We start from the raw sequence: 19,279 nt of genomic DNA on the forward strand, positions 1-19,279 counted from the left end.
TCTTGGCCTGCATCCTATGCCGCCTTCGGGTGCGCTTCTACCCGACGGAAGGCTGACATGGACGCCCGGGTTTCCGGTGCTTAAGCCACGCGCCGGGTACTTGTGAAGCCCCCGGTTGCAAAGTTCCCCGCTGAAACAATTTCAGGGGCGCGCGGATATCCGGACCACGCCGTCTGCCGCCTCGACCGGGACCGGCGTCAGCGCCTTGCCGAGGCAGGGCCCCCTGATGCACACGCCGTCGGCGACGCGGAAGAGCGCCCCATGCGTCGCGCACAGGAGATGCTGCTTCTCGCGGTCGAAGAAGCGGTCGGGCACCCAGTCGAGCGGGGTGAAGGCGTGCGGGCAGGAATTGACGTAACCGCGCAGCACGCCGTCCTTGCGCACGACGAACAGACGCACGAGGTCGGTCCCCTCGCCGAACGCGAAGCCGCGCGCATCCGGGTCGCCCAGCACATCGAGGGCGCAGAGGGGTGTGCCGGGCGGCGGAAGGGCGCTCATTCCGCCTGCACTTCCTTCAAGCCGCGCGCGATGAACGCCGCGATGAGGCACATCAGCGCGAAGAGGGCGAGCGTCATGGGCACGCCCGCGGCCTCGGCAATGACGCCGAAGATACCGCCAACCAGCAGCCACGCGCCGATGATCGTGTTGGAAAGCGCGGTATAGGCCGCCCGCGTCTCTGCCGTGGCCATGTCCACGACATGCGTCGACCGTCCCAGCCGCACGCCCTGGTGCGCGATCATCAGGACGAAGAGCAGGACGGGCAGCAGCCAGGCCATACCGGTCATACCGCCGCCGAACACATGGGGCGCGAGGCCGCCGAGCAGCGCCGCCGTCGCGTTTGCGGTTGCGCCGACGAGGCCGGACAGCATCAGAACCCGCCGGCTCGACCGGTCGGACAGGCGGCCCCAGACATGGGCACTGAGGATGGCGGCGAGGCCGGACGCGATCACGAAGGGGCCCAGCGTGCCCAGCGCCTTGCCGCCCGACTGGCCGGCCAGCGCCAGCAGGAAGGGCGGCGAGAGCGCCGTGCCGACCAGAAGCCCGCGCGTGACGATGAAGCGCACAAGTTGGGGATCCTTGCGCAGAAGGTCCGCCTGCTCCCGCGCCACGGCGAGCGGATTGCCGCCGCCGCCGGTCGCGCCCGGCACTTCCTTGAGCGTCGTGAAGACGAGGCCGGCGAGGATCCACGCGACGCCCGCGACGCAGAGCGCGCCCGCGACCACGCCCACGCTCACCGGCAGCAGGCCGAGCGCGAGGATCGCCCCGAAGGCCAGCACGACAGCCGCCGAGATCGAGGTCGCCGACCCCGTGGCCGCGCCGCGTGTCGCCTTGGAGACCGTCTTGCCCAGCACGTCCTTGTGGCTGACCGAGCAGGCCGCCCGGGCGACGGAGAAGACGCCGAGCAGGCCGACGATGCTCCAGCCAGCCGCCGCCCCTTCCATGGTCAGCGCGACGGCGGCCATAGCGAGCACGCACAGGCCCTGGATCGCGCTGCCGACCGCCCACACCCACTTGCGCTGCGGACGCGACCGGATCCAGCCCGCGATGGCGAGTTGCGGCAGCAGCGCGCCCGCCTCCCGAACCGGCACCAGGAAACCGACGGCGGCGGCAGGCGCGCCCAGCGCGCCCAGCAGCCAGGCGAGCACCAGCTTCGGGTCGGCGAGACCGTCGCCCGCCTTGGTCAGGCCCAGCGCCGCCACTTGCTTGAGGAAGTTGCCCGGCTGGTCGTTGCAGGCGGCCTCCGGAATGTCGCGGCAGACCCGGCCCTGCTGCTCGCCGGTCAGGATGTCGTAGAGCGTTTCGCCGAGCGCAGCGGAGCCCCTCGACCCGCTGGCAGGCGCGGTCGCATCGCTCATCCCGCGGGCTCCAGCGTGTCCGGGTCGATGCCGCCCAGCGCGCAGATGTGGGCCCATTCCTCGTGCCGGACCGGCTGCACCGACAGCCGCATGGAGGTGACGAGCGCCATTTCCGCGAGCTTGGGGTCCGCCTTGACCTCGGCCAGCGTCACCGGACGCGGCATGTCGGCCAGTGCGCGGATGTCGACGCACTGCCAGCGGTCGTCGTCGGTCGTGGGGTCCTGGTGCGCCTCGGCGCAGACCTCGACGATGCCGACGATCTCCTTGCCCTCGTTGGAGTGGTAGAAGAACCCGCGGTCGCCGATCTCCATGGCGCGCATGTTGTTGCGCGCAAGATAGTTCCGCACGCCGTCCCAGGTCTCTCCCGCGTCACCCTTGGCCTTCTGCTGGTCCCAGGACCATTTGAACGGTTCGGATTTGAACAGCCAGTAGCGCATGGTCTGCCTTGCCCCCTTCATTCGGCCTTCAGCGGACGTGACATGAGGCGCCGCGCCGCGCTGTCAACGTCCTCCCGGCCCTCGACAATCTGCGCGACGGTCGCGGCCAGAGGCATCTCGACGCCCGCCCGGTCCGCGCGCTCGCAGATGGCGGCGGCGGTCCACGCGCCTTCCACGGTGCCCCCGGCGCGGTCCGCAGCGCCCGCGGGCGTCTGCCCCTCGCCCAGCGCCAGGCCATACCGGTAGTTCCGCGACTGCGTGCTGGTGCAGGTCAGCACCACGTCGCCCAGCCCGGACAGGCCCATGAGCGTCGTCTCCTCTCCGCCCAGCGCGGCGGCAAGACGCCGGATCTCCGCGAAGCCGCGCGCGGTCAGGGCGGCGCGTGCGCTCTCTCCGAAGCCGCGGCCCATGACGATGCCGCAGGCGATCGCCAGCACGTTCTTCGCCGCCCCGCCGAGTGCCGCCCCCGTCAGGTCCGGCGACCAGTAGGGCCGGAACGCCGGGCCGCTCAGCGCTTCGCACAGGGCAAGCCCCGTGGTCTCGTCCGGCATGGCGAGGGTGACCGCCGTTGGCAGCCCGCGTGCCACGTCGGCGGCGAAACTCGGCCCCGTCAGCAGGGCCAGCGGAACCTCGCCCAGCACCTCGCGCGTCGTCTCGTGCGGCAGGAGGCCCGTGCCGCGCTCCACCCCCTTGGCAGTCAGCACGACGGGCACGTCCGCGCCGAGGTAGGGCCGAAGCTCGCCCGCCACTCCCCGCCAGCCCTGCGCCGGTACCGCGGCGACGATCAGCCCGGCCCCGGCGGCGTCGCCCAGCCGGCCGGTCGGGCGGATGCGGGGATCGAGCGCGAGGCCCGGCAGGCGGGCACGGTTCTCACCGTCGCGGGCGAGTGCCGCTGCATGCGCCGGGTCGCGCGTCCACAGGGTCACGGCCCGTCCCCCGCGCGCAATCAGCAGCGCGAGCGCCGTTCCCCAGGCCCCGGCGCCGAGCACCGCGACTGGCCGATCATCGTTCAGCATGGCCTTCCGCCTCGATTCGGACCGCGTTCAGGTCTCGCGGGGCAGACTAGCGGCGGGGCCGACGGGCGCAAGCCCCCGGCGCGCCGCCGCGCCCGCCTTGCGGTCAGGCCTTCACGCCTGCGCCCGGCGCGGGCGGGGCGTCGGTGTCCAGCGGCCAGCGCGCGCGCGGCGTGACCGTCAGCGGATCGGTGAGGCCGAGGGCCAGCCGCTCGATCCCCGCCCAGGCAATCATCGCGGCATTGTCGGTACAGAGCCGCAGCGGCGGGGCCACGAAATCGAAGCCTTCCCGCGCGGCGAGCGCCGTCAGTCCCTCGCGCAGCGCGCCATTCGCCGCGACGCCGCCGGCGACGACGAAGCCGGCCCTACCGGCCTGACCGGTGAGCGCGCGGAAGGCGGCCATGGCGCGGCGGCTCTTCTCGACCAGCACGTCCACGACCGCGGCCTGAAACCCCGCGGCGATGTCGGCGACGGGTGCATCGGGGTGTGTCTCGCGCGCGCGCCGCACGGCGGTCTTGAGCCCCGAGAAGGAAAGGTCGCAGCCCGGCCGGTCGAGCAGCGGACGCGGCAGCGGTATGGCCGCGGGGTCGCCCTCGCGCGCGGCGCGCTCCACGGCGGGTCCGCCGGGATAGCCCAGGCCCAGAAGCTTCGCGGTCTTGTCGAACGCCTCGCCCGCGGCGTCGTCGATGGTCGTGCCGAGGCGGCGATAGCGCCCAACTCCTTCGACGGCCAGCAGCTGGCAATGCCCGCCGGAGACGAGCAGCAGAAGATAGGGGAAGGGCGCGTTCCCGGCGATCCGGGGGGAGAGCGCGTGGCCTTCGAGATGGTTCACGGCGACGAGCGGCTTGCCCGTGGCCGCGGCGATCCCCTTGCCGGTCATCAGGCCGACGATCACGCCGCCGATCAGGCCCGGCCCCGCGGTCGCGGCCACGGCGTCGAGGGCCTCGTAGCCGACGCCCGCCCTCTCCATCGCTTCCATGACGAGATGGTCGATGTGGCGGACGTGCTGGCGGGCCGCGATCTCCGGCACGACGCCGCCATAGGGTGCATGCTCGGCGGTCTGGGACAGCAGCGCCTCGGCCAGGATCTCCCCGCCTGCGCCCGGCCGACCGCGCACGACGGCGGCGGCCGTCTCGTCGCAGCTCGACTCGATGCCCAGCACCGTCAGCGGCCGGTGTCCTTCGTCCAATTGCATGCCTCTCGAAACGTCGCGTATAGGAGGACGGTCCGGCGCGCGCCGGATCCGACTGCGCACGAGGTATAGCGCGGGGCCAGCCCCCGCAAGGAGCGGTTTTGCAACGCATCATCCGATTGGGCACGCGGGCGAGCCCGCTGGCGCTCGCCCAGGCCGAGGAAACGCGCGACCGGCTGCGCGCGGCGCACGACCTGCCGCCGGAGGCGGTGGAGATCGTGCCGATCAAGACGACGGGCGACCAGGTGCTCGACCGCGCGCTGTCGGAGATCGGCGGCAAGGGCCTCTTCACCAAGGAGATCGAGGAAGCGCTCTTCGACGGTCGCATCGACATCGCTGTCCATTCCATGAAGGATCTGCCGACCCGCTTGCCGGAGGGGCTGACGCTCGCCGCGGTCCTGCCGCGCGAGGATGTGCGCGACGCCTTCATCTCGCCCACGGCACGCTCGCTCGCCGATCTGCCCCAAGGCGCCATCGTCGGCACCGCCTCGCTGCGGCGTCAGGCCCAGGTGCGCCGCCGAAGGCCCGACCTGCAGGTGATCACCTTCCGCGGCAATGTGCAGACGCGCCTGCGCAAGCTGGAGGAGGGGCAGGCAGCGGCCACCTTCCTCGCGATGGCCGGTCTGAACCGGCTCGGGCGTCCCGACGTCGCGACGCGCGCGATGGCCGCCGAAGAGATGCTGCCGGCGGTCGCGCAAGGGGCCATCGGGCTGGAGATCCGTGCCGACGACGATACGACGCGGCTTGCGGTCGCCCCGCTCGACGACCCCGACACGGCGGATTGCGTGGCGACCGAGCGGGGCTTCCTGGACGCGCTCGACGGTTCTTGCCGCACGCCGATCGCGGGGCTTGCCCGGCTCGACGGCGGTGACGTCGTGTTCCAGGGCGAGATCCTGCGCCCCGACGGCAGCGAAGCGCACTCGATCGCCACGCGGGGGCCGAGAGCCGACGGCGCGCGGTTGGGGTACGAGGCGGGCCAGCTTCTTCGCAGCCGCGCCGGGCCCGGCTTCTTCGACCATCTCGGCTGACCGGGCGAGGCGGGCCATGCGCGTGCTGCTGACCCGGCCCGCCGAGGATGCCGCGCGCACGGCCGCAGCCTTCGCGGGGCGAGGGGCGGAGACGATGTGCGCGCCGGTGATGCAGATCCGGATGCGGACTGTCGCGCCGGAGGCTCTGCGGCAGGTATTGACGGGGGCCCAGACCCTGCTCGTCACGAGTGCGAACGGCGCCCGCGCGTTTGCCGCCGCCGTGCCTGAGCGCGGCTATCGCGTCCTCGCGGTCGGCCCCGCGAGTGCCGACGCTGCGCGCGATGCGGGCTTTGCCGATGTGCTGGCGGCCGACGGCGACGTTCATGCGCTCGCTGCGCTGGTGCGGGGGCGTGTGACGCCGGACGGCGGGCCTCTCGTTCACGTCGCGGGCACGCACCGGGCGGGCGACCTCGCGGCGATGCTGGCGCGCGACGGGTTCGAGGTGCGCCGCCTCGTCCTGTATGAGGCCGTGCCCGTGCCGGCGCTCGACCCCGGTGTGCAAAAGGCCCTGGCGGCGGGACAGATCGATGCCGTGGCGCACTTCTCGCCGCGCAGTGCGCGGGTGTTCGAGGAGTTGCTTGCGGCTGCCGGGCTCGCGGCGCAGGCAGGGTCGCTCGACGCGCTGTGCCTCAGCCGTGCCGTGGCCGATGCGCTGCGCCTGCCGTGGCGCACCCGCCGCATCGCGGAACATCCCGAGGTTGAAGCGCTTGCCGCGCTCGTCCCATAAGGGAAAGGTATACCCGCCCTTCGGCTGGTGGCAGGCCTGCATGCCACATGCTAGGGTCGCCTCCGGCAGGTGCACGACAGAGTTGAGGACAGCAGATGAGCCAGACGCGGGAGCCAGGCGCCGAACAGGAGGTGTCGGCAGACGCGCCGCAAGGCGCCGCGGAGCCGGGGGCGGAAACGGCGCCTGCGGACGTCCGGGAAACCGGCGCGGATGCCGCTGGACACGACTCCGGGCCAGACTCGGAACACCAGTCCGAACATGCCGAACATTCCGAACCCGATGAAGGCCGGCCGGCGAGCTTCTACGTTGCCGCGGTGCTGGCACTGCTGATCGCGGGCGGCGTTGGCTTTGCGGCGATCCAGCCCTGGCTGGCGCGGAACCTGCCTGCCTCGCTCGCCGATTACGTCGCGCCGCGGACAGTGGATCCGCGGGTCGCTGCCCTGGAGGACGAGATTGCTGCCCTGCGGGATCGGATTGCCGCGCAGCCCGCGCCTCAACCGGGTGCGTCGCCCGAGGAGGTGCGCGGTCTCGCGCAAGGGCTGACCGACATGACAGAGCGTCTCGCCGTCGTCGAGGAGCGGATCGAAGCGGAGCCGGCGGAGCCGCAGCAGGCACCGCTTCCCCAGGAGGTTCTGGACCGCATCGCGGCACTGGAAACCGCCATCGCGGCGCTTCAGCCTGCCGAGGGCGGGGCGGGAGCGCAAACGGTTGCGGAGACGCTGGCGCCGATGACCGCGCGCATCGCCGACCTGGAGCGCGAGCTTGCCTCGGTGCGCGAGGCGCGCAACGTCTCCGCGCTCGACCAGGAGATCGAAACACTGCGCCAGCGTCTCGCCGAAGTCGAGGCCGCCCGCGGCGACGCGGCCGCAGCGAAGGCGGTTGCGCTGGCCCGGCTGTCCTCGGACGTCGGCGAAGGGCGGGCTTTCGACACCTCGTTGCAGACGTTCCGCGGCGTCTGGGGCGATGCGGTTTCGCTCCCGGCGCTGGAGGCCTACGCGGGGACGGGTCTTCCCGACATCGAGGCGTTGCGCCGGTCCTTCCCCGCGGCTGCCCGCGCGACGCAGCGCGCAGCTGCCGTGCCGGAAGATGCCGGGCTTCTCGACCGCCTGTGGGGCAGTGCGCGCACACTCGTGACCGTCCGGCCAGCCGGTGACAGCGAAGGCACGTCGGTCGGCGCGATCCTGTCGCGTGCCGAGGCCAAGCTCGCCCGTGGCGACCTTTCGGGCGCCGTTGCGGATCTGACGGCGCTGCCGCCCTCCGCCGCGGGCGCAGAAGAGATGGCCGCGTGGAGGGCCAAAGCCGAGGGCCGCCTCGATGCGCTCGCCGAACTCGACGCGCTGGAGACCCGGGCGCTGTCGGAGCTTGCGGGTACCGGGAGTGCGCCGGAGGGCGGCACGAAATGATCCGTGTCCTCATTACGCTCGCGGTCCTCCTGTTGCTTGTGGGGGGCGTTGTCTGGGTGTCGGAGCAGCCCGGTGCGGTTTCGGCAACCTGGTTCGGATGGCGCATCGAGACGAGCGCCGCGGTCGCCGTGTTCGGCCTGCTGATCGCCGGCGGCGTCCTGGGTCTGCTGTTCCTGTTTCTGAGGACGTTGTGGGTCAGCCCGCGGCGGGTCGGGCGGTACTTCCGGCGCAAGCGCGAGGAAAGCGGGTACGAGGCCCTGTCGCGGGGCCTGGTGGCGGTGGCTGCGGGCGACGGCAAGGCGGCGGACCGGTTTGCCCGCATCGCCGAACGCAAGCTGGAGCAACCGGCACTGACGCGCCTGCTGAACGCGCAGGCCGCGCAGCTCAATGGCGACGATGCACGCGCCGAACGCTATTTCGACGCCATGGCCAAGGAGTCCCAGACGGAGCTTCTGGGTTTGCGCGGCCTGATCGTGCAGGCACTGCGCAAGGGGGACAAGCAGCTCGCCCGCGATCTCGCGGAGAAAGCGCGGGCGCGCGCCCCGCGGACCGCCTGGGCGCACACGACGCTGTTCGATCTCGAGACCGACCTTGGGGACTGGGCCAACGCGCGGCGTACGCTGGTGGAGCAGCGCCGGGTGAAGCTCATCGACAAGGGCACCGCGACGCGCCGCGAGGCGGTGCTGACCCTGGTGCAGGCACGCGATGCGGCGAATGGCGGGCGGCTGGAAGATGCCCGCGCCCTTGCCGTAGACGCTGCGAAGGCCGCACCGGGCCTCGTGCCCGCGGCGGCCTTGGCTGCGCGGCTGTTGGGGGACGCGGGCGACCAGCGCAAGGCGGCGAAGATCCTGCGCGCGGCCTGGGCGCAGGCGCCGCACCCGGACCTTGCCACCGCGTGCATGGGACTCGTGCCCGACGAGGAGACCGCGAGCCGCCGGAAGCGCGTGGAGAAGATGCTCGCGGCCGCTCCAGACCATGCGGAAAGCCGGCTGACCCGTGCCGAGCTTGCCATTGCGGCAGAGGACTGGACCGCCGCGCGTGAGGCCCTCTCGGGTCTGGACACCGCAGAGGCCGACGCGCGCGTCTGCACGCTGATGGCGACGGTCGCGAAGGGCGGCGGCGAAGACGAAGCGATCGTGCGTGCATGGCTTGCCAGGGCGCTCACGGCGCCTCGCGGACCGCAATGGGTTTGCGAGTCCTGTGGCCACATACCGGCCCGGTGGGAGGCGGTGTGCGCGTCCTGCGGCGCGTTCGACACGCTGGCCTGGCGGCCGGCCGCGGGGGCCGAAACCTCGCTTGCCTTGCCTCCGGCCGTCCTGCCCCTGCTGACCGCAGCCGACGAGTCTGCCACTCAGGAGCCTGCGGCGGGCGCGGTCGAGGAGGTACCCGTTGCCGAGCCGGTGCCGGAGGCTGCTGCGCCAGAGGCGCCGTCAGCCGCGCCGGAACCGGCGCGTCCGAAGCCGGCTTCGGTGGACGCGACCGCCGACCGGATGAACCGCGCGCCGGACCTCGATCACAGGCCGGACGATCCGGGCATCGACCCGGATGCCCGCACGGCAGCGCCGGCGCCGCCCCGCTACTGACCGGGCGCGGCGGGCGCGCGTCCCGGGGGCGCGCGAAAAGCGTGCACTGCGATGGCGTTAGGCTCTTGCATCCCGGCGCAAAGGTTCATATGGTCCGCGCCGCCTCGACGGCGCATGGCCGTCCGATACCCGAAATGCCGGTGTAGCTCAGGGGTAGAGCAGGTCATTCGTAATGACAAGGTCGGGAGTTCAAATCTCTCCACCGGCACCATCAATTCCAGGGGCATGGGGCAAGACCCGAGAGGCGCCTCGATCTTTCTGGCACGAAGGCGATCGCTGCCCGGCCTCCGGGAGCGATGCAGCCGGTTTTCCCGGTCGCCGGTCGCCGGTTGCCGCCGGGGCCGAGGGCGCTCAGTGGGCCGGGTCGTCGATCAGTGGCGTCGGCTTTGCAAGTTTCAGGAGATCCGTGCGGTCCCGCACGATGACGCGGTTGCCGTCGACCTCGACCCCATAGGGGCCGAGCGTCCTGATCGCGCGCGACAAGTTCTCCGGCGTCATGCCCAGATAGGCCGCGAGCCGCCGCTTTTCGATGGGCAGCGTGAACTCCCTCGCGTCCGCAGAGCGGTCGAGATGACGCAGCACATAGTTCGCCAGCCGCTCGACCGAATTGCGCAGGCGCAGGTCCTTGGAGTTCTTCACCACCGCGCGATAGCACGCGGCAAGCTCGGTCACGACGGAGCGGGCGAAGGCGTTGTCGGCCTGGAAGACCGTGCGCACGTCCTCGGACGGCAGCAGCACGATGCGGCTCTTCTCCAGCGTGCGGGCCGACATGAGATAGGGCGCATCGCGAATCGTCGCTGCAAGAATGAAGGTCGCCATCGGGCCCAGCGTCGCCATGGTCGTCTCGCGCCGGTTCCATGTGGCGAACAGCTCGACCATGCCCTCCAGGACGATATGGAGGAAGTCTGGCGAATCGCCCTCGGTGACCAATTCGATCGCAGGGGGAAAGGTCTGCACATAGGCGCCGCGCACCAGCTGAGCGAAGCTCCCGTCCGACATGTCCTCGAACAAGGGCAGGTGCCGGACGTCCTCGAAGTCTGCCTGCCGCACGGCGTCGCCCCCTTCCCGTCGCTCGCTTGATTTTTATCACGTGGAGGACGCACCCTTGTCAAGGGTCGTCTTGAAATATATCCACAGTAACATAGATCTGTTTATGGGCCGTGGATGATAAAGGCTCGCAAATTACTGATTTCGCGCCGAAGATATAGGCCCATTGATCCAGATCAACTGAATCGGCTGCATGTAAAGGCTTCCTCTGTCGCGTGGCGCCCGCTCCGGGCCGCCTGAGCGCGAGGAGGAGACCTCATGCAGACAATGGCTGGCGTGACGCCAGGCGACCAGAACAGGGCCCTGGCCCTGAGCACGGTTGCCTTCACGGCCTGTTTCGCCGTGTGGACGATCTTTTCGATCATAGGCGTGGCCATAAAGGCCGAGCTTGGCCTCACAGAGTTCGAGTTCGGCATCCTTGTCGCGACACCCATCCTGACGGGGTCTCTGACGCGGATATTCCTTGGGGTCTGGACAGAGCGGTACGGCGGGCGGCTGGTGTTCTCCGCGCAGATGCTGCTGACCGCGGCCGCGACGTGGGCGCTGACCTTTGCCGACACCTACACGATGTACCTCGTCGCCGCGCTCGGCATCGGGCTTGCCGGCGGGTCGTTCATCATCGGGGTGGCATACGTGTCGCGCTGGTACGAGGCAGGCCGCCAGGGGACCGCGCTCGGCATCTTCGGGGCAGGCAACGTGGGCGCCGCGGTGACCAAGTTCCTGGCCCCCTTCGTCATGGTGGCCTATGGCTGGCAGGGCGTAGCCCACGTGTGGGCCATCGGCCTGGCCCTGATGGGCGTGGCGTTCTTCCTCTTTGCCAAGGACGATCCCGAACTGGTGGAGCGGCGCCGGCGCGGGATCAAGGCGCCGCCCCTGGCGCAGCAATTCGCGCCGCTGAAGAACCTGCAGGTCTGGCGCTTCTCGCTCTATTATTTTTTCGTGTTCGGCGCCTTCGTCGCGCTGGCGCTGTGGATGCCGCACTACCTGATCGACGTCTATGGCGTCGACGTGAAGACGGCCGGCATGGCAGCCGCGGCGTTCTCGCTGTCGGCCTCGCTCTTCCGCGCCTATGGCGGGCATCTGTCGGACCGGTTCGGCGCGCGTGCCGTCATGTACTGGACCTTCGGCTTCTCGCTGGTCCTGCTCTTCATGTTGTCCTATCCGCCGACCGGCTACGTGATCCGCGGCAAGGGAGGCGACATCGTCTTCTCGACGGAGATGAGCCTCTGGCCCTTCGTTGCGGCGCTCTTCGTCCTCGGCTTCTTCATGAGCCTCGGCAAGGCGGCGGTCTACAAGCACATCCCCGTCTACTACCCGCGCCATGTCGGTGCGGTGGGCGGCCTGGTCGGAATGATCGGCGGCCTCGGCGGCTTCATCCTGCCGATCGCGTTCGGCGCGCTGCTCGACCTGACGGGCATCTACACGAGCTGCTTCGCGCTGCTGTTCGTGATCGTGGCGGTGTCGCTCGCCTGGATGCACCTGTCGATCCGCGCGATGGAGCGGGCTGCTCATGGCGAGGCGCTCGACAAGCTTCCGGCCCTGCCCGAAATGCAGGAAATCCACCACCCCGAAAAGACGGCCATGCCGCGCGTGCTGGAGGACTGGCGCCCCGAGGACAAGGACTTCTGGGAGCAGAAGGGCCGCCGCATCGCGCAACGCAATCTGTGGATCTCGATCCCCGCGCTGCTCCTGGCCTTCTCCGTCTGGATGGTGTGGTCGGTGGTCGTGGCGCGGCTGCCCGCGATCGGCTTCGACTTCACGGCGGACCAGCTGTTCTGGCTCGCCGCGCTGCCGGGGCTTTCGGGTGCGACGCTCAGGATCTTCTACAGCTTCATGGTGCCGATCTTCGGCGGGCGCCTGTGGACGACGCTGTCGACCGCCTCGCTGCTGCTGCCTGCACTCGGCATCGGCTACGCGGTGCAGAACCCGGAGACGCCGTACCTCATCTTCATGACGCTGGCGCTGTTGTGTGGCCTCGGAGGCGGCAACTTCGCCTCGTCCATGGCCAACATCAACTTCTTCTTCCCCAAGGCCGAGAAGGGCAATGCGCTCGCCCTCAACGCCGGGCTCGGGAACCTGGGCGTGTCGGTCATGCAGTTCCTGGTGCCGCTTGCGATCACCGCGGGCGTGTTCGGCGCGCTCGCCGGCGAACCGCAGCAGATGAGCGACGGCGGCCGCCTGTGGATGCAGAACGCGGGCTTCATCTGGGTGCCGTTCATCGCTGTGGCGACCGCGGCCGCCTGGATCGGCATGAACGACATCGCCGACGCCAAGGCCAGCTTCCGCGAGCAGGCGATCATCTTCTCGCGAAAGCACAACTGGCTGATGTGCGTGCTCTACACCGGCACGTTCGGCAGCTTCATCGGCTACTCGGCCGGTTTCCCGCTGCTCGCCAAGACGCAGTTCCCGGACGTCAACTCGCTGCAGTTCGTGTTCCTGGGACCGCTCGTGGGTGCGCTGTCGCGCGCGGCGACGGGCTGGGTGTCGGACAAGTACGGCGGCGGGCGCGTCACCTTCTGGACCTTCGCCGGCATGATCGCGGCGGTGGGCGGCGTGATCTTCTTCCTCGGCATCAAGGAGCAGCCGGGGGCCTTCTGGGGCTTCTTCGCCTGCTTCATGGCGCTGTTCTTCCTGACCGGCGTGGGCAACGCCTCCACCTTCCAGATGATCCCCGCGATCATGGGACGCGAGGTGCCGCGCCTGATGCCGCAGCTGGAAGCGGGCGAACGCCGCCGCCAGGCCGAGCGTGAGAGCGCGGCGATCATCGCCTTCACCTCGGCGATCGCGGCCTATGGCGCGTTCTTCATCCCGAAGGCCTACGGCACCTCCATCGCCATGACCGGCGGGCCGATCGCGGCGCTCTGGGCCTTCCTGGTGTTCTACGGGATCTGCGTGGTCATCACCTGGGCCTACTACACCCGCCCCGGCGGCCTTCTCCACGATCTCGAGCGTGGCCGCGCCGCGGCCGGCGCACCTCGCGCAGCCTGACCTGAAAGGAGCGGAAGATGAGCCATCTTCTCGACCGTCTGAACTTCCTCAGCCCGAAGTCGCTCGAAACCTTCGCGGGCGGCCACGGCGAGGTCACGCGGGAGAACCGCGACTGGGAGGACGTCTACCGGAACCGCTGGCGCCACGACAAGGTCGTGCGCTCCACCCACGGGGTGAACTGCACGGGCTCGTGCTCCTGGAAGATCTACGTGAAGTCCGGGATCGTGACGTGGGAGACGCAGCACACCGATTACCCGCGCACCCGGCCCGACCTGCCGAACCACGAGCCTCGGGGCTGCGCGCGCGGTGCGTCCTACAGCTGGTATCTCTACAGCGCGAACCGCGTGAAGACGCCGCTGGTGCGGGGACGCCTGATGAAGGCGTGGCGCACCCTGCGCCAGACGCTGAGCCCGGCGGCCGCGTGGGCGAAGCTGCAGCAGGACCCCGTGCTGCGCGCCCGCTATGTCACGACGCGCGGCAAGGGCGGTTTCGTGCGCGCAAGCTGGGACGAGGCGACGGAGATCATCGCGGCGGCCAATGCCTACACGGCGAAGACCTACGGACCCGACCGGGTGTTCGGCTTCTCGCCGATCCCGGCGATGTCGATGGTCTCCTATGCCGCGGGCTCGCGCTACCTCAGTCTGCTCGGCGGCGTCTGCATGAGTTTCTACGACTGGTATTGCGACCTGCCGCCGGCCTCGCCCATGACCTGGGGCGAGCAGACCGACGTGCCGGAAAGCGCGGACTGGTACAATGCGGGCTTCCTGCTGCTCTGGGGCTCGAACGTGCCGCAGACGCGGACGCCGGATGCGCATTTCTACACCGAGGCGCGCTACCGCGGCACCAAGTCGGCGGTCATCTGCCCGGACTATTCGGAGGCCGCGAAGTTCGGCGACATCTGGCTCGCGCCGAAGCAGGGAACCGACGCGGCGCTGGCGCTTGCCATGGGCCATGTGATCCTGCGCGAGTTCCACCTCGACCGGCAGGCGCCCTATTTCGAGGACTACGCGCGCCGCTACACCGACATGCCGATGCTGGTGCGGCTGGAGGAGAAGGACGGCCGCCTGATCCCGGGCCGCTTCCTGCGGGCCGAGGATTTCGACAATGCGCTGGGCGAGAAGAACAACCCCGACTGGAAGACCGTCGCCATCGACGGCAAGAGCGAAAGCATCGTCGCGCCGAACGGCTCGATCGGCTTCCGCTGGGGGCAGGAGGGGGCCTGGAACCTCGAGGAACGCGCGGGCAAGGCCGAGACCGAGCTGCGGCTGTCGTTGATCCTCGACGGTCATCACGACGAGGTGGCTGAAGTCGACTTCCCCTATTTCGGCGGGCAGGCGACGGAGAACTTCGTGAAGTGCGCGCATCCGGGCGTGCTCGCGCGCAATGTGCCCGCCCGGCGGCTGAAGCTGGCGGACGGGACCGAGGCGCTGGCCGCGACCGTGTTCGACCTCTTCTGCGCCAACTACGGCCTCGACCGCGGCCTGGGCGGGGAGTGGACCGCCACCTCCTACGACGACGACGTGCCGTGCACGCCGGCGTGGGCGGAAAAGATCACCGGCGTGAAGCGGGACGCCATCGTCACGGTCGCGCGCGAGTTCGCACTCAACGCCGAGAAGACGCAAGGCAAGTCCATGGTGATCCTGGGGGCCGGTCTCAACCACTGGTACCACATGGACATGAACTACCGCGGCATCATCAACATGCTGGTGATGTGCGGCTGCGTGGGCCAGTCGGGCGGCGGCTGGAGCCACTATGTGGGGCAGGAGAAGCTGCGCCCGCAGACCGGCTGGACGCCGCTTGCCTTCGCCCTCGACTGGGGCCGCCCGCCCCGGCACATGAACTCGACCTCGGCCTGGTACGCGCACACCGACCAGTGGCGCTACGAGACGCTGAACGTGGGCGAGATCCTGTCGCCGACCGCGCCCGAGGGCGACTGGAGCGGCAGCCTGATCGACTACAACATCCGCGCCGAACGGATGGGCTGGCTGCCGTCCGCGCCGCAGCTGAGGACCAACCCGCTGGAGGTGGGCAAGGCGGCGATGGAGGCGGGCAAGACCCCGGCCGAGTACGTTGCCGCGCAGCTGAAGTCCGGCAAGCTGGAGATGGCGTGCGAGGATCCGGACGCGCCGGAGAACTGGCCGCGCAACCTGTTCGTGTGGCGGTCGAACTTGCTGGGGTCCTCGGGCAAGGGGCACGAGTACTTCCTCAAGCACCTGCTCGGCACCGATCATGGCGTGCTCGGCAAGGACCTGGGCGAGGAGGGGCGCGACCGGCCGCAGGAGGCGCGCTGGCACGAGGAGGCGCCGCGCGGCAAGCTCGACCTGCTCGTCTGCATCGACTTCCGCATGTCCACGACGGCGGTCTATTCCGACATCGTCCTGCCGACGGCGAGCTGGTACGAGAAGAACGACCTCAACACCTCCGACATGCACCCGTTCATCCACCCGCTGCAGGCGGCGGTGGACCCGGCCTACGAGTCGAAGTCGGACTGGGAGATCTTCAAGGCGATCGCGAAGAAATTCTCCGAGGTCGCGCCGGAACTCCTGGGCGTCGAGACCGACGTGGTCGCGGTGCCGATCCTGCACGACACGGCGGGCGAGATCGCGCAAGGCCAAGTGAAGGACTGGAAGCGCGGCGAGTGCGACCTGATTCCCGGCAAGACCGCGCCCAATTTCGTGGCGGTGGAGCGTGACTATCCAAACCTCTACCACCGATTCGTGGCCCTCGGCCCGCTCATGGACAAGGCCGGGAACGGCGGCAAGGGTATCGGCTGGAACACCCGGCACGAGGTCCAGCACCTGCGCGACCTGAACGGCGAATGGACCGACGGGCCCGCCAGGGGCTGCGCGAAGATCGTCACCGACATCGACGCCACCGAGGTGATCCTGATGCTCGCGCCGGAGACCAACGGCGAGGTCGCGGTCAAGGCGTGGGAGGCATTGAGCAAGGCGACGGGCCGCGAGCATGCCCACCTGGCCCTGCCGAAGGAAGACGAGAAGCTCCGCTTCCGCGACATCGCCGCCCAGCCGCGCAAGATCATCTCCTCGCCCACCTGGTCGGGCATCGAGAGCGAGAAGGTCTGCTACAACGCCGGCTACACGAACGTGCACGAGCTGATCCCGTGGCGCACGCTCACCGGCCGCCAGCAGCTCTACCAGGATCACCTCTGGATGCGCGCGTTCGGCGAGGGCTTCTGCACCTGGCGTCCGCCGGTCGACCTGAAGACCATCACGCGGGAGATCAACACGGACGCCCGCGACGGTAGCCCGCACGTGGTGCTGAACTTCATCACGCCGCACCAGAAGTGGGGCATCCACTCCACCTATTCCGACAACCTGCTGATGCTGACGCTGAACCGCGGCGGACCGGTGGTCTGGCTGTCGGAGGACGATGCGGCGAAGGCCGGTATCGCCGACAACGACTGGGTGGAGGTCTACAACGCCAATGGCGCGCTGACCGCGCGCGCGGTCGTCTCCCAGCGCATGAAGAACGGAACGCTCTTCATGTACCACGCGCAGGAGAAGATCGTGAACACGCCGGGCTCGGAGAAGACGGGCCTGCGCGGCGGCATCCACAACTCCGTCACGCGGGCGACGCTGAAGCCGACGCACATGATCGGCGGCTACGCGCAGCAGAGCTACGGCTTCAACTACTACGGAACCGTAGGTTCGAACCGCGACGAGTTCGTCATTGTCCGGAAAATGCGGAAGGTCGACTGGCTCGACGAGCCGGCGTCCCCCTCCGCCAGCGAAGGGGAGGCGGCGGAATGAGAATTCGCGCGCAAATCGGCATGGTGCTGAACCTCGACAAGTGCATCGGGTGTCACACCTGCTCGGTGACTTGCAAGAACGTGTGGACCAGCCGCGACGGCGTCGAATACGCCTGGTTCAACAATGTCGAGACGAAGCCCGGCGTGGGCTATCCCCGCGACTGGGAGAACCAGAAGCGCTGGAACGGCGGCTGGGAGCGGCTGCGGTCGGGCAAGATCCAGCCGCGGCAGGGATCGAAGTGGCGCATCCTCGCCAACATCTTCGCCAACCCCTCGCTGCCGGAGATCGACGACTATTACGAGCCGTTCGACTTCGACTACGACCATCTGAAGTCGGCGCCCGAGATGAAGGCGTTTCCGACGGCGCGCCCGCGCTCCCGCATCACGGGCGAGCGCATGGAGAAGATCGAGTACGGCCCCAACTGGGAGGAGATCCTGGGCGGCGAGTTCGAGAAGCGCTCGAAGGACTACAATTTCGAGGGCGTCCAGAAGGAGATCTACGGCCAGTACGAGAACACCTTCATGATGTACCTGCCGAGGCTGTGCGAGCACTGCCTCAACCCCTCCTGCGCCGCCTCGTGCCCCTCGGGCGCGATCTACAAGCGCGAGGAGGACGGCATCGTCCTGATCGACCAGGAGAAGTGCCGCGGCTGGCGCATGTGCGTGTCAGGCTGCCCGTACAAGAAGATCTACTACAACTGGCAGTCGGGCAAATCGGAGAAGTGCACCTTCTGCTACCCGCGCATCGAGAGCGGCAACCCGACCGTGTGCTCGGAAACCTGCGTGGGGCGCATCCGCTACCTGGGCGTGATGCTCTACGACGCCGACGCGATCGAGAAGGCCGCGTCCGCGCCGGACGAGAAGGATCTCTACCAGGCGCAACTCGATCTCTTCCTCGACCCGAACGACCCGGCCGTGCAGGAGATGGCGCGCGCCGACGGCATTCCCGAGGACTGGATCGAGGCGGCGAAGCTGAGCCCGGTCTGGAAGATGGCGATGGACTGGAAGGTCGCCTTCCCGCTCCACCCCGAATACCGGACCCTGCCGATGGTCTGGTACGTGCCGCCGCTCTCGCCGATCAAGAACGCCGCGGAGGCGGGCAAGATCGGCCATGACGGCGAGATGCCGGACGTGCGCTCGCTGCGCATTCCCGTCCGCTACCTCGCCAACATGCTGACGGCGGGCGACGAGGCGCCGGTCGTCTCCGCGCTTGAGCGGATGCTCGCCATGCGGGCCTACATGCGGGCCAAGACCGTGGACGGCGCGATCGACGCGGGCGTATGCGAGCGCGTCGGCCTCACGCCCGCAATGGTCGAGGACATGTACCGGATCATGGCGCTCGCCGACTACGAGGACCGCTTCGTCATCCCGACAACCCACCGCGAAGTGGTGGAGGACGCCTACGACCTGCGCGGCGGCTGCGGCTTCACCGACGGCAACGGCTGTTCCACGGGCATCTCCGGCGGCTCGCTGTTCGGCGGCGGCAAGCGCAAGCACACAACCCCGTCGGAGGCGTTCTGATGCAGATGACACTGAAGGCCCTCTCGGCGCTCCTGACCTATCCCGGCCGGGAGCTTCAGGCCGCCATCCCCGAGATCCGCGCGGCGCTCGCCAGCGATGGGCTCCTCGGGCCCCGCGACGTGCGGGCGCTCGGGCCCCTGCTGGACGAACTTGAGCGCGACGACCTCTATGCGCTCGAGGAGCGCTATGTCGCGCTGTTCGACCGGTCGCGGACGCTCTCGCTCAACCTGTTCGAGCATGTCCACGGCGAAAGCCGCGACCGGGGCGGGGCGATGGTGGACCTGCTGGAAACCTACCGGGCGGGCGGGTATGCGCCTGTCGGCAACGAACTGCCCGATCATCTGCCGATCCTGCTCGAGTTTCTGAGCGTGCGTCCGCTCGCGGAGTCGCGCGCGATCCTGGCGGACGCCGCGCACATCCTCGAGGCGCTGCGCGTCCGGCTGGATCGGCGCGGGTCGGACTATGCGGCGGTGTTCGCGGCACTCACCCGCATCGCCGGTGCGACGCCCGATGCCGACGCGCTGGCCGGGCTGTCGAACGAGGCCGAGGAGGACCCGGACGATCTCGCCGCGCTCGACGCGACATGGGAGGAGGCGCAGGTCACCTTCGGCCCCGATCCCAATGCAGGCTGCCCTGCGACGCGCGACATGCTCGCCCGCATGGACATGCCCGTTTCCGCGGCGCCCGGCCGCGCCGCAAACTGACGGAGGCAGCG

General features: G+C 69.6%; 14 protein-coding genes and 1 tRNA gene. 9 read left to right on the plus strand and 6 right to left on the minus strand.

Translation table 11 applies throughout. The annotated features are described in order from the left end of the window. Positions 1–141: 141 nt before the first annotated feature. The 5 genes from NJQ99_RS09230 to tsaD all read right to left on the minus strand — a co-directional run bounded on the left by NJQ99_RS09230 (position 142) and on the right by tsaD (position 4,474). Positions 142–498, minus strand: coding sequence for a Rieske (2Fe-2S) protein (locus NJQ99_RS09230; protein WP_269332539.1), 357 nt, complete (start codon positions 496–498; stop codon positions 142–144). Then, positions 495–1,856, minus strand: coding sequence for an MFS transporter (locus NJQ99_RS09235; protein WP_269332540.1), 1,362 nt, complete (start codon positions 1,854–1,856; stop codon positions 495–497). Before NJQ99_RS09235 ends, NJQ99_RS09230 begins: the two co-directional genes overlap by 4 nt. Continuing rightward, positions 1,853–2,293: an EVE domain-containing protein gene (locus NJQ99_RS09240; protein WP_269332541.1), complete on the minus strand. Its 441-nt coding sequence runs from the start codon at positions 2,291–2,293 to the stop codon at positions 1,853–1,855. Before NJQ99_RS09240 ends, NJQ99_RS09235 begins: the two co-directional genes overlap by 4 nt. 17 nt (positions 2,294–2,310) lie before the next feature. Beyond that, positions 2,311–3,309 (minus strand): NAD(P)H-dependent glycerol-3-phosphate dehydrogenase, encoded by a 999-nt coding sequence (locus tag NJQ99_RS09245; protein WP_269332542.1) that lies wholly within the window; start codon positions 3,307–3,309, stop codon positions 2,311–2,313. Between the two features lie 103 nt (positions 3,310–3,412). Beyond that, on the minus strand, positions 3,413–4,474 hold the full coding sequence (gene tsaD / locus NJQ99_RS09250; RefSeq protein WP_269333210.1) for a tRNA (adenosine(37)-N6)-threonylcarbamoyltransferase complex transferase subunit TsaD: 1,062 nt from the start codon (positions 4,472–4,474) through the stop codon (positions 3,413–3,415). Positions 4,475–4,599: 125 nt separating this feature from the next. On the opposite strand from tsaD, the gene hemC reads away from it, so the two are divergent. The 5 genes from hemC (at position 4,600) to NJQ99_RS09275 (ending at position 9,450) form a co-directional block, all read left to right on the plus strand. Continuing rightward, the gene (gene hemC, locus NJQ99_RS09255; RefSeq protein WP_269332543.1) at positions 4,600–5,526 is read left to right on the plus strand and encodes a hydroxymethylbilane synthase; all 927 of its coding nucleotides are present in this window, start codon (positions 4,600–4,602) and stop codon (positions 5,524–5,526) included. Between the two features lie 16 nt (positions 5,527–5,542). Further along, positions 5,543–6,253 carry a uroporphyrinogen-III synthase gene (locus tag NJQ99_RS09260; RefSeq protein WP_269332544.1) on the plus strand — a complete coding sequence of 237 codons (711 nt, stop codon included), beginning with the start codon at positions 5,543–5,545 and terminating at the stop codon, positions 6,251–6,253. Between the two features lie 95 nt (positions 6,254–6,348). Beyond that, positions 6,349–7,656, plus strand: a complete 1,308-nt coding sequence (locus NJQ99_RS09265; RefSeq protein WP_269332545.1) for a COG4223 family protein — start codon at positions 6,349–6,351, stop codon at positions 7,654–7,656. Then, on the plus strand, positions 7,653–9,239 hold the full coding sequence (locus NJQ99_RS09270) for a heme biosynthesis protein HemY (protein ID WP_269332546.1): 1,587 nt from the start codon (positions 7,653–7,655) through the stop codon (positions 9,237–9,239). Before NJQ99_RS09265 ends, NJQ99_RS09270 begins: the two co-directional genes overlap by 4 nt. A 136-nt stretch (positions 9,240–9,375) precedes the next feature. After that, positions 9,376–9,450, plus strand: a tRNA-Thr gene (locus NJQ99_RS09275). 140 nt (positions 9,451–9,590) lie between these two features. Here NJQ99_RS09275 and NJQ99_RS09280 read toward each other — a convergent pair. After that, entirely contained in the window at positions 9,591–10,289 is a 699-nt protein-coding gene (locus NJQ99_RS09280; protein ID WP_269332547.1) for a cyclic nucleotide-binding domain-containing protein, read from the minus strand. A gap of 264 nt (positions 10,290–10,553) precedes the next feature. Here NJQ99_RS09280 and NJQ99_RS09285 point away from each other — a divergent pair, with 264 nt between their 5' ends. The 4 genes from NJQ99_RS09285 to narJ are packed head-to-tail and all read left to right on the plus strand — an operon-like array spanning position 10,554 to position 19,268. After that, the gene (locus NJQ99_RS09285; protein ID WP_407933368.1) at positions 10,554–13,274 is read left to right on the plus strand and encodes a nitrate/nitrite transporter; all 2,721 of its coding nucleotides are present in this window, start codon (positions 10,554–10,556) and stop codon (positions 13,272–13,274) included. A 17-nt stretch (positions 13,275–13,291) separates the two neighbouring features. Beyond that, on the plus strand, positions 13,292–17,044 hold the full coding sequence (locus NJQ99_RS09290; protein WP_269332549.1) for a nitrate reductase subunit alpha: 3,753 nt from the start codon (positions 13,292–13,294) through the stop codon (positions 17,042–17,044). Continuing rightward, complete coding sequence (gene narH / locus NJQ99_RS09295; protein ID WP_269332550.1) at positions 17,041–18,564, plus strand: nitrate reductase subunit beta; 1,524 nt, start codon at positions 17,041–17,043, stop codon at positions 18,562–18,564. Before NJQ99_RS09290 ends, narH begins: the two co-directional genes overlap by 4 nt. Next, a complete protein-coding gene (narJ, locus tag NJQ99_RS09300) occupies positions 18,564–19,268 on the plus strand; it encodes a nitrate reductase molybdenum cofactor assembly chaperone (RefSeq protein ID WP_269332551.1) in 705 nt (234 codons plus the stop codon). The genes narH and narJ overlap by 1 nt, the downstream gene beginning before the upstream one ends. Positions 19,269–19,279: the final 11 nt, after the last annotated feature.

The organism is Futiania mangrovi (assembly GCF_024158125.1).
In the GTDB taxonomy this organism is placed as follows: domain Bacteria; phylum Pseudomonadota; class Alphaproteobacteria; order Futianiales; family Futianiaceae; genus Futiania; species Futiania mangrovi.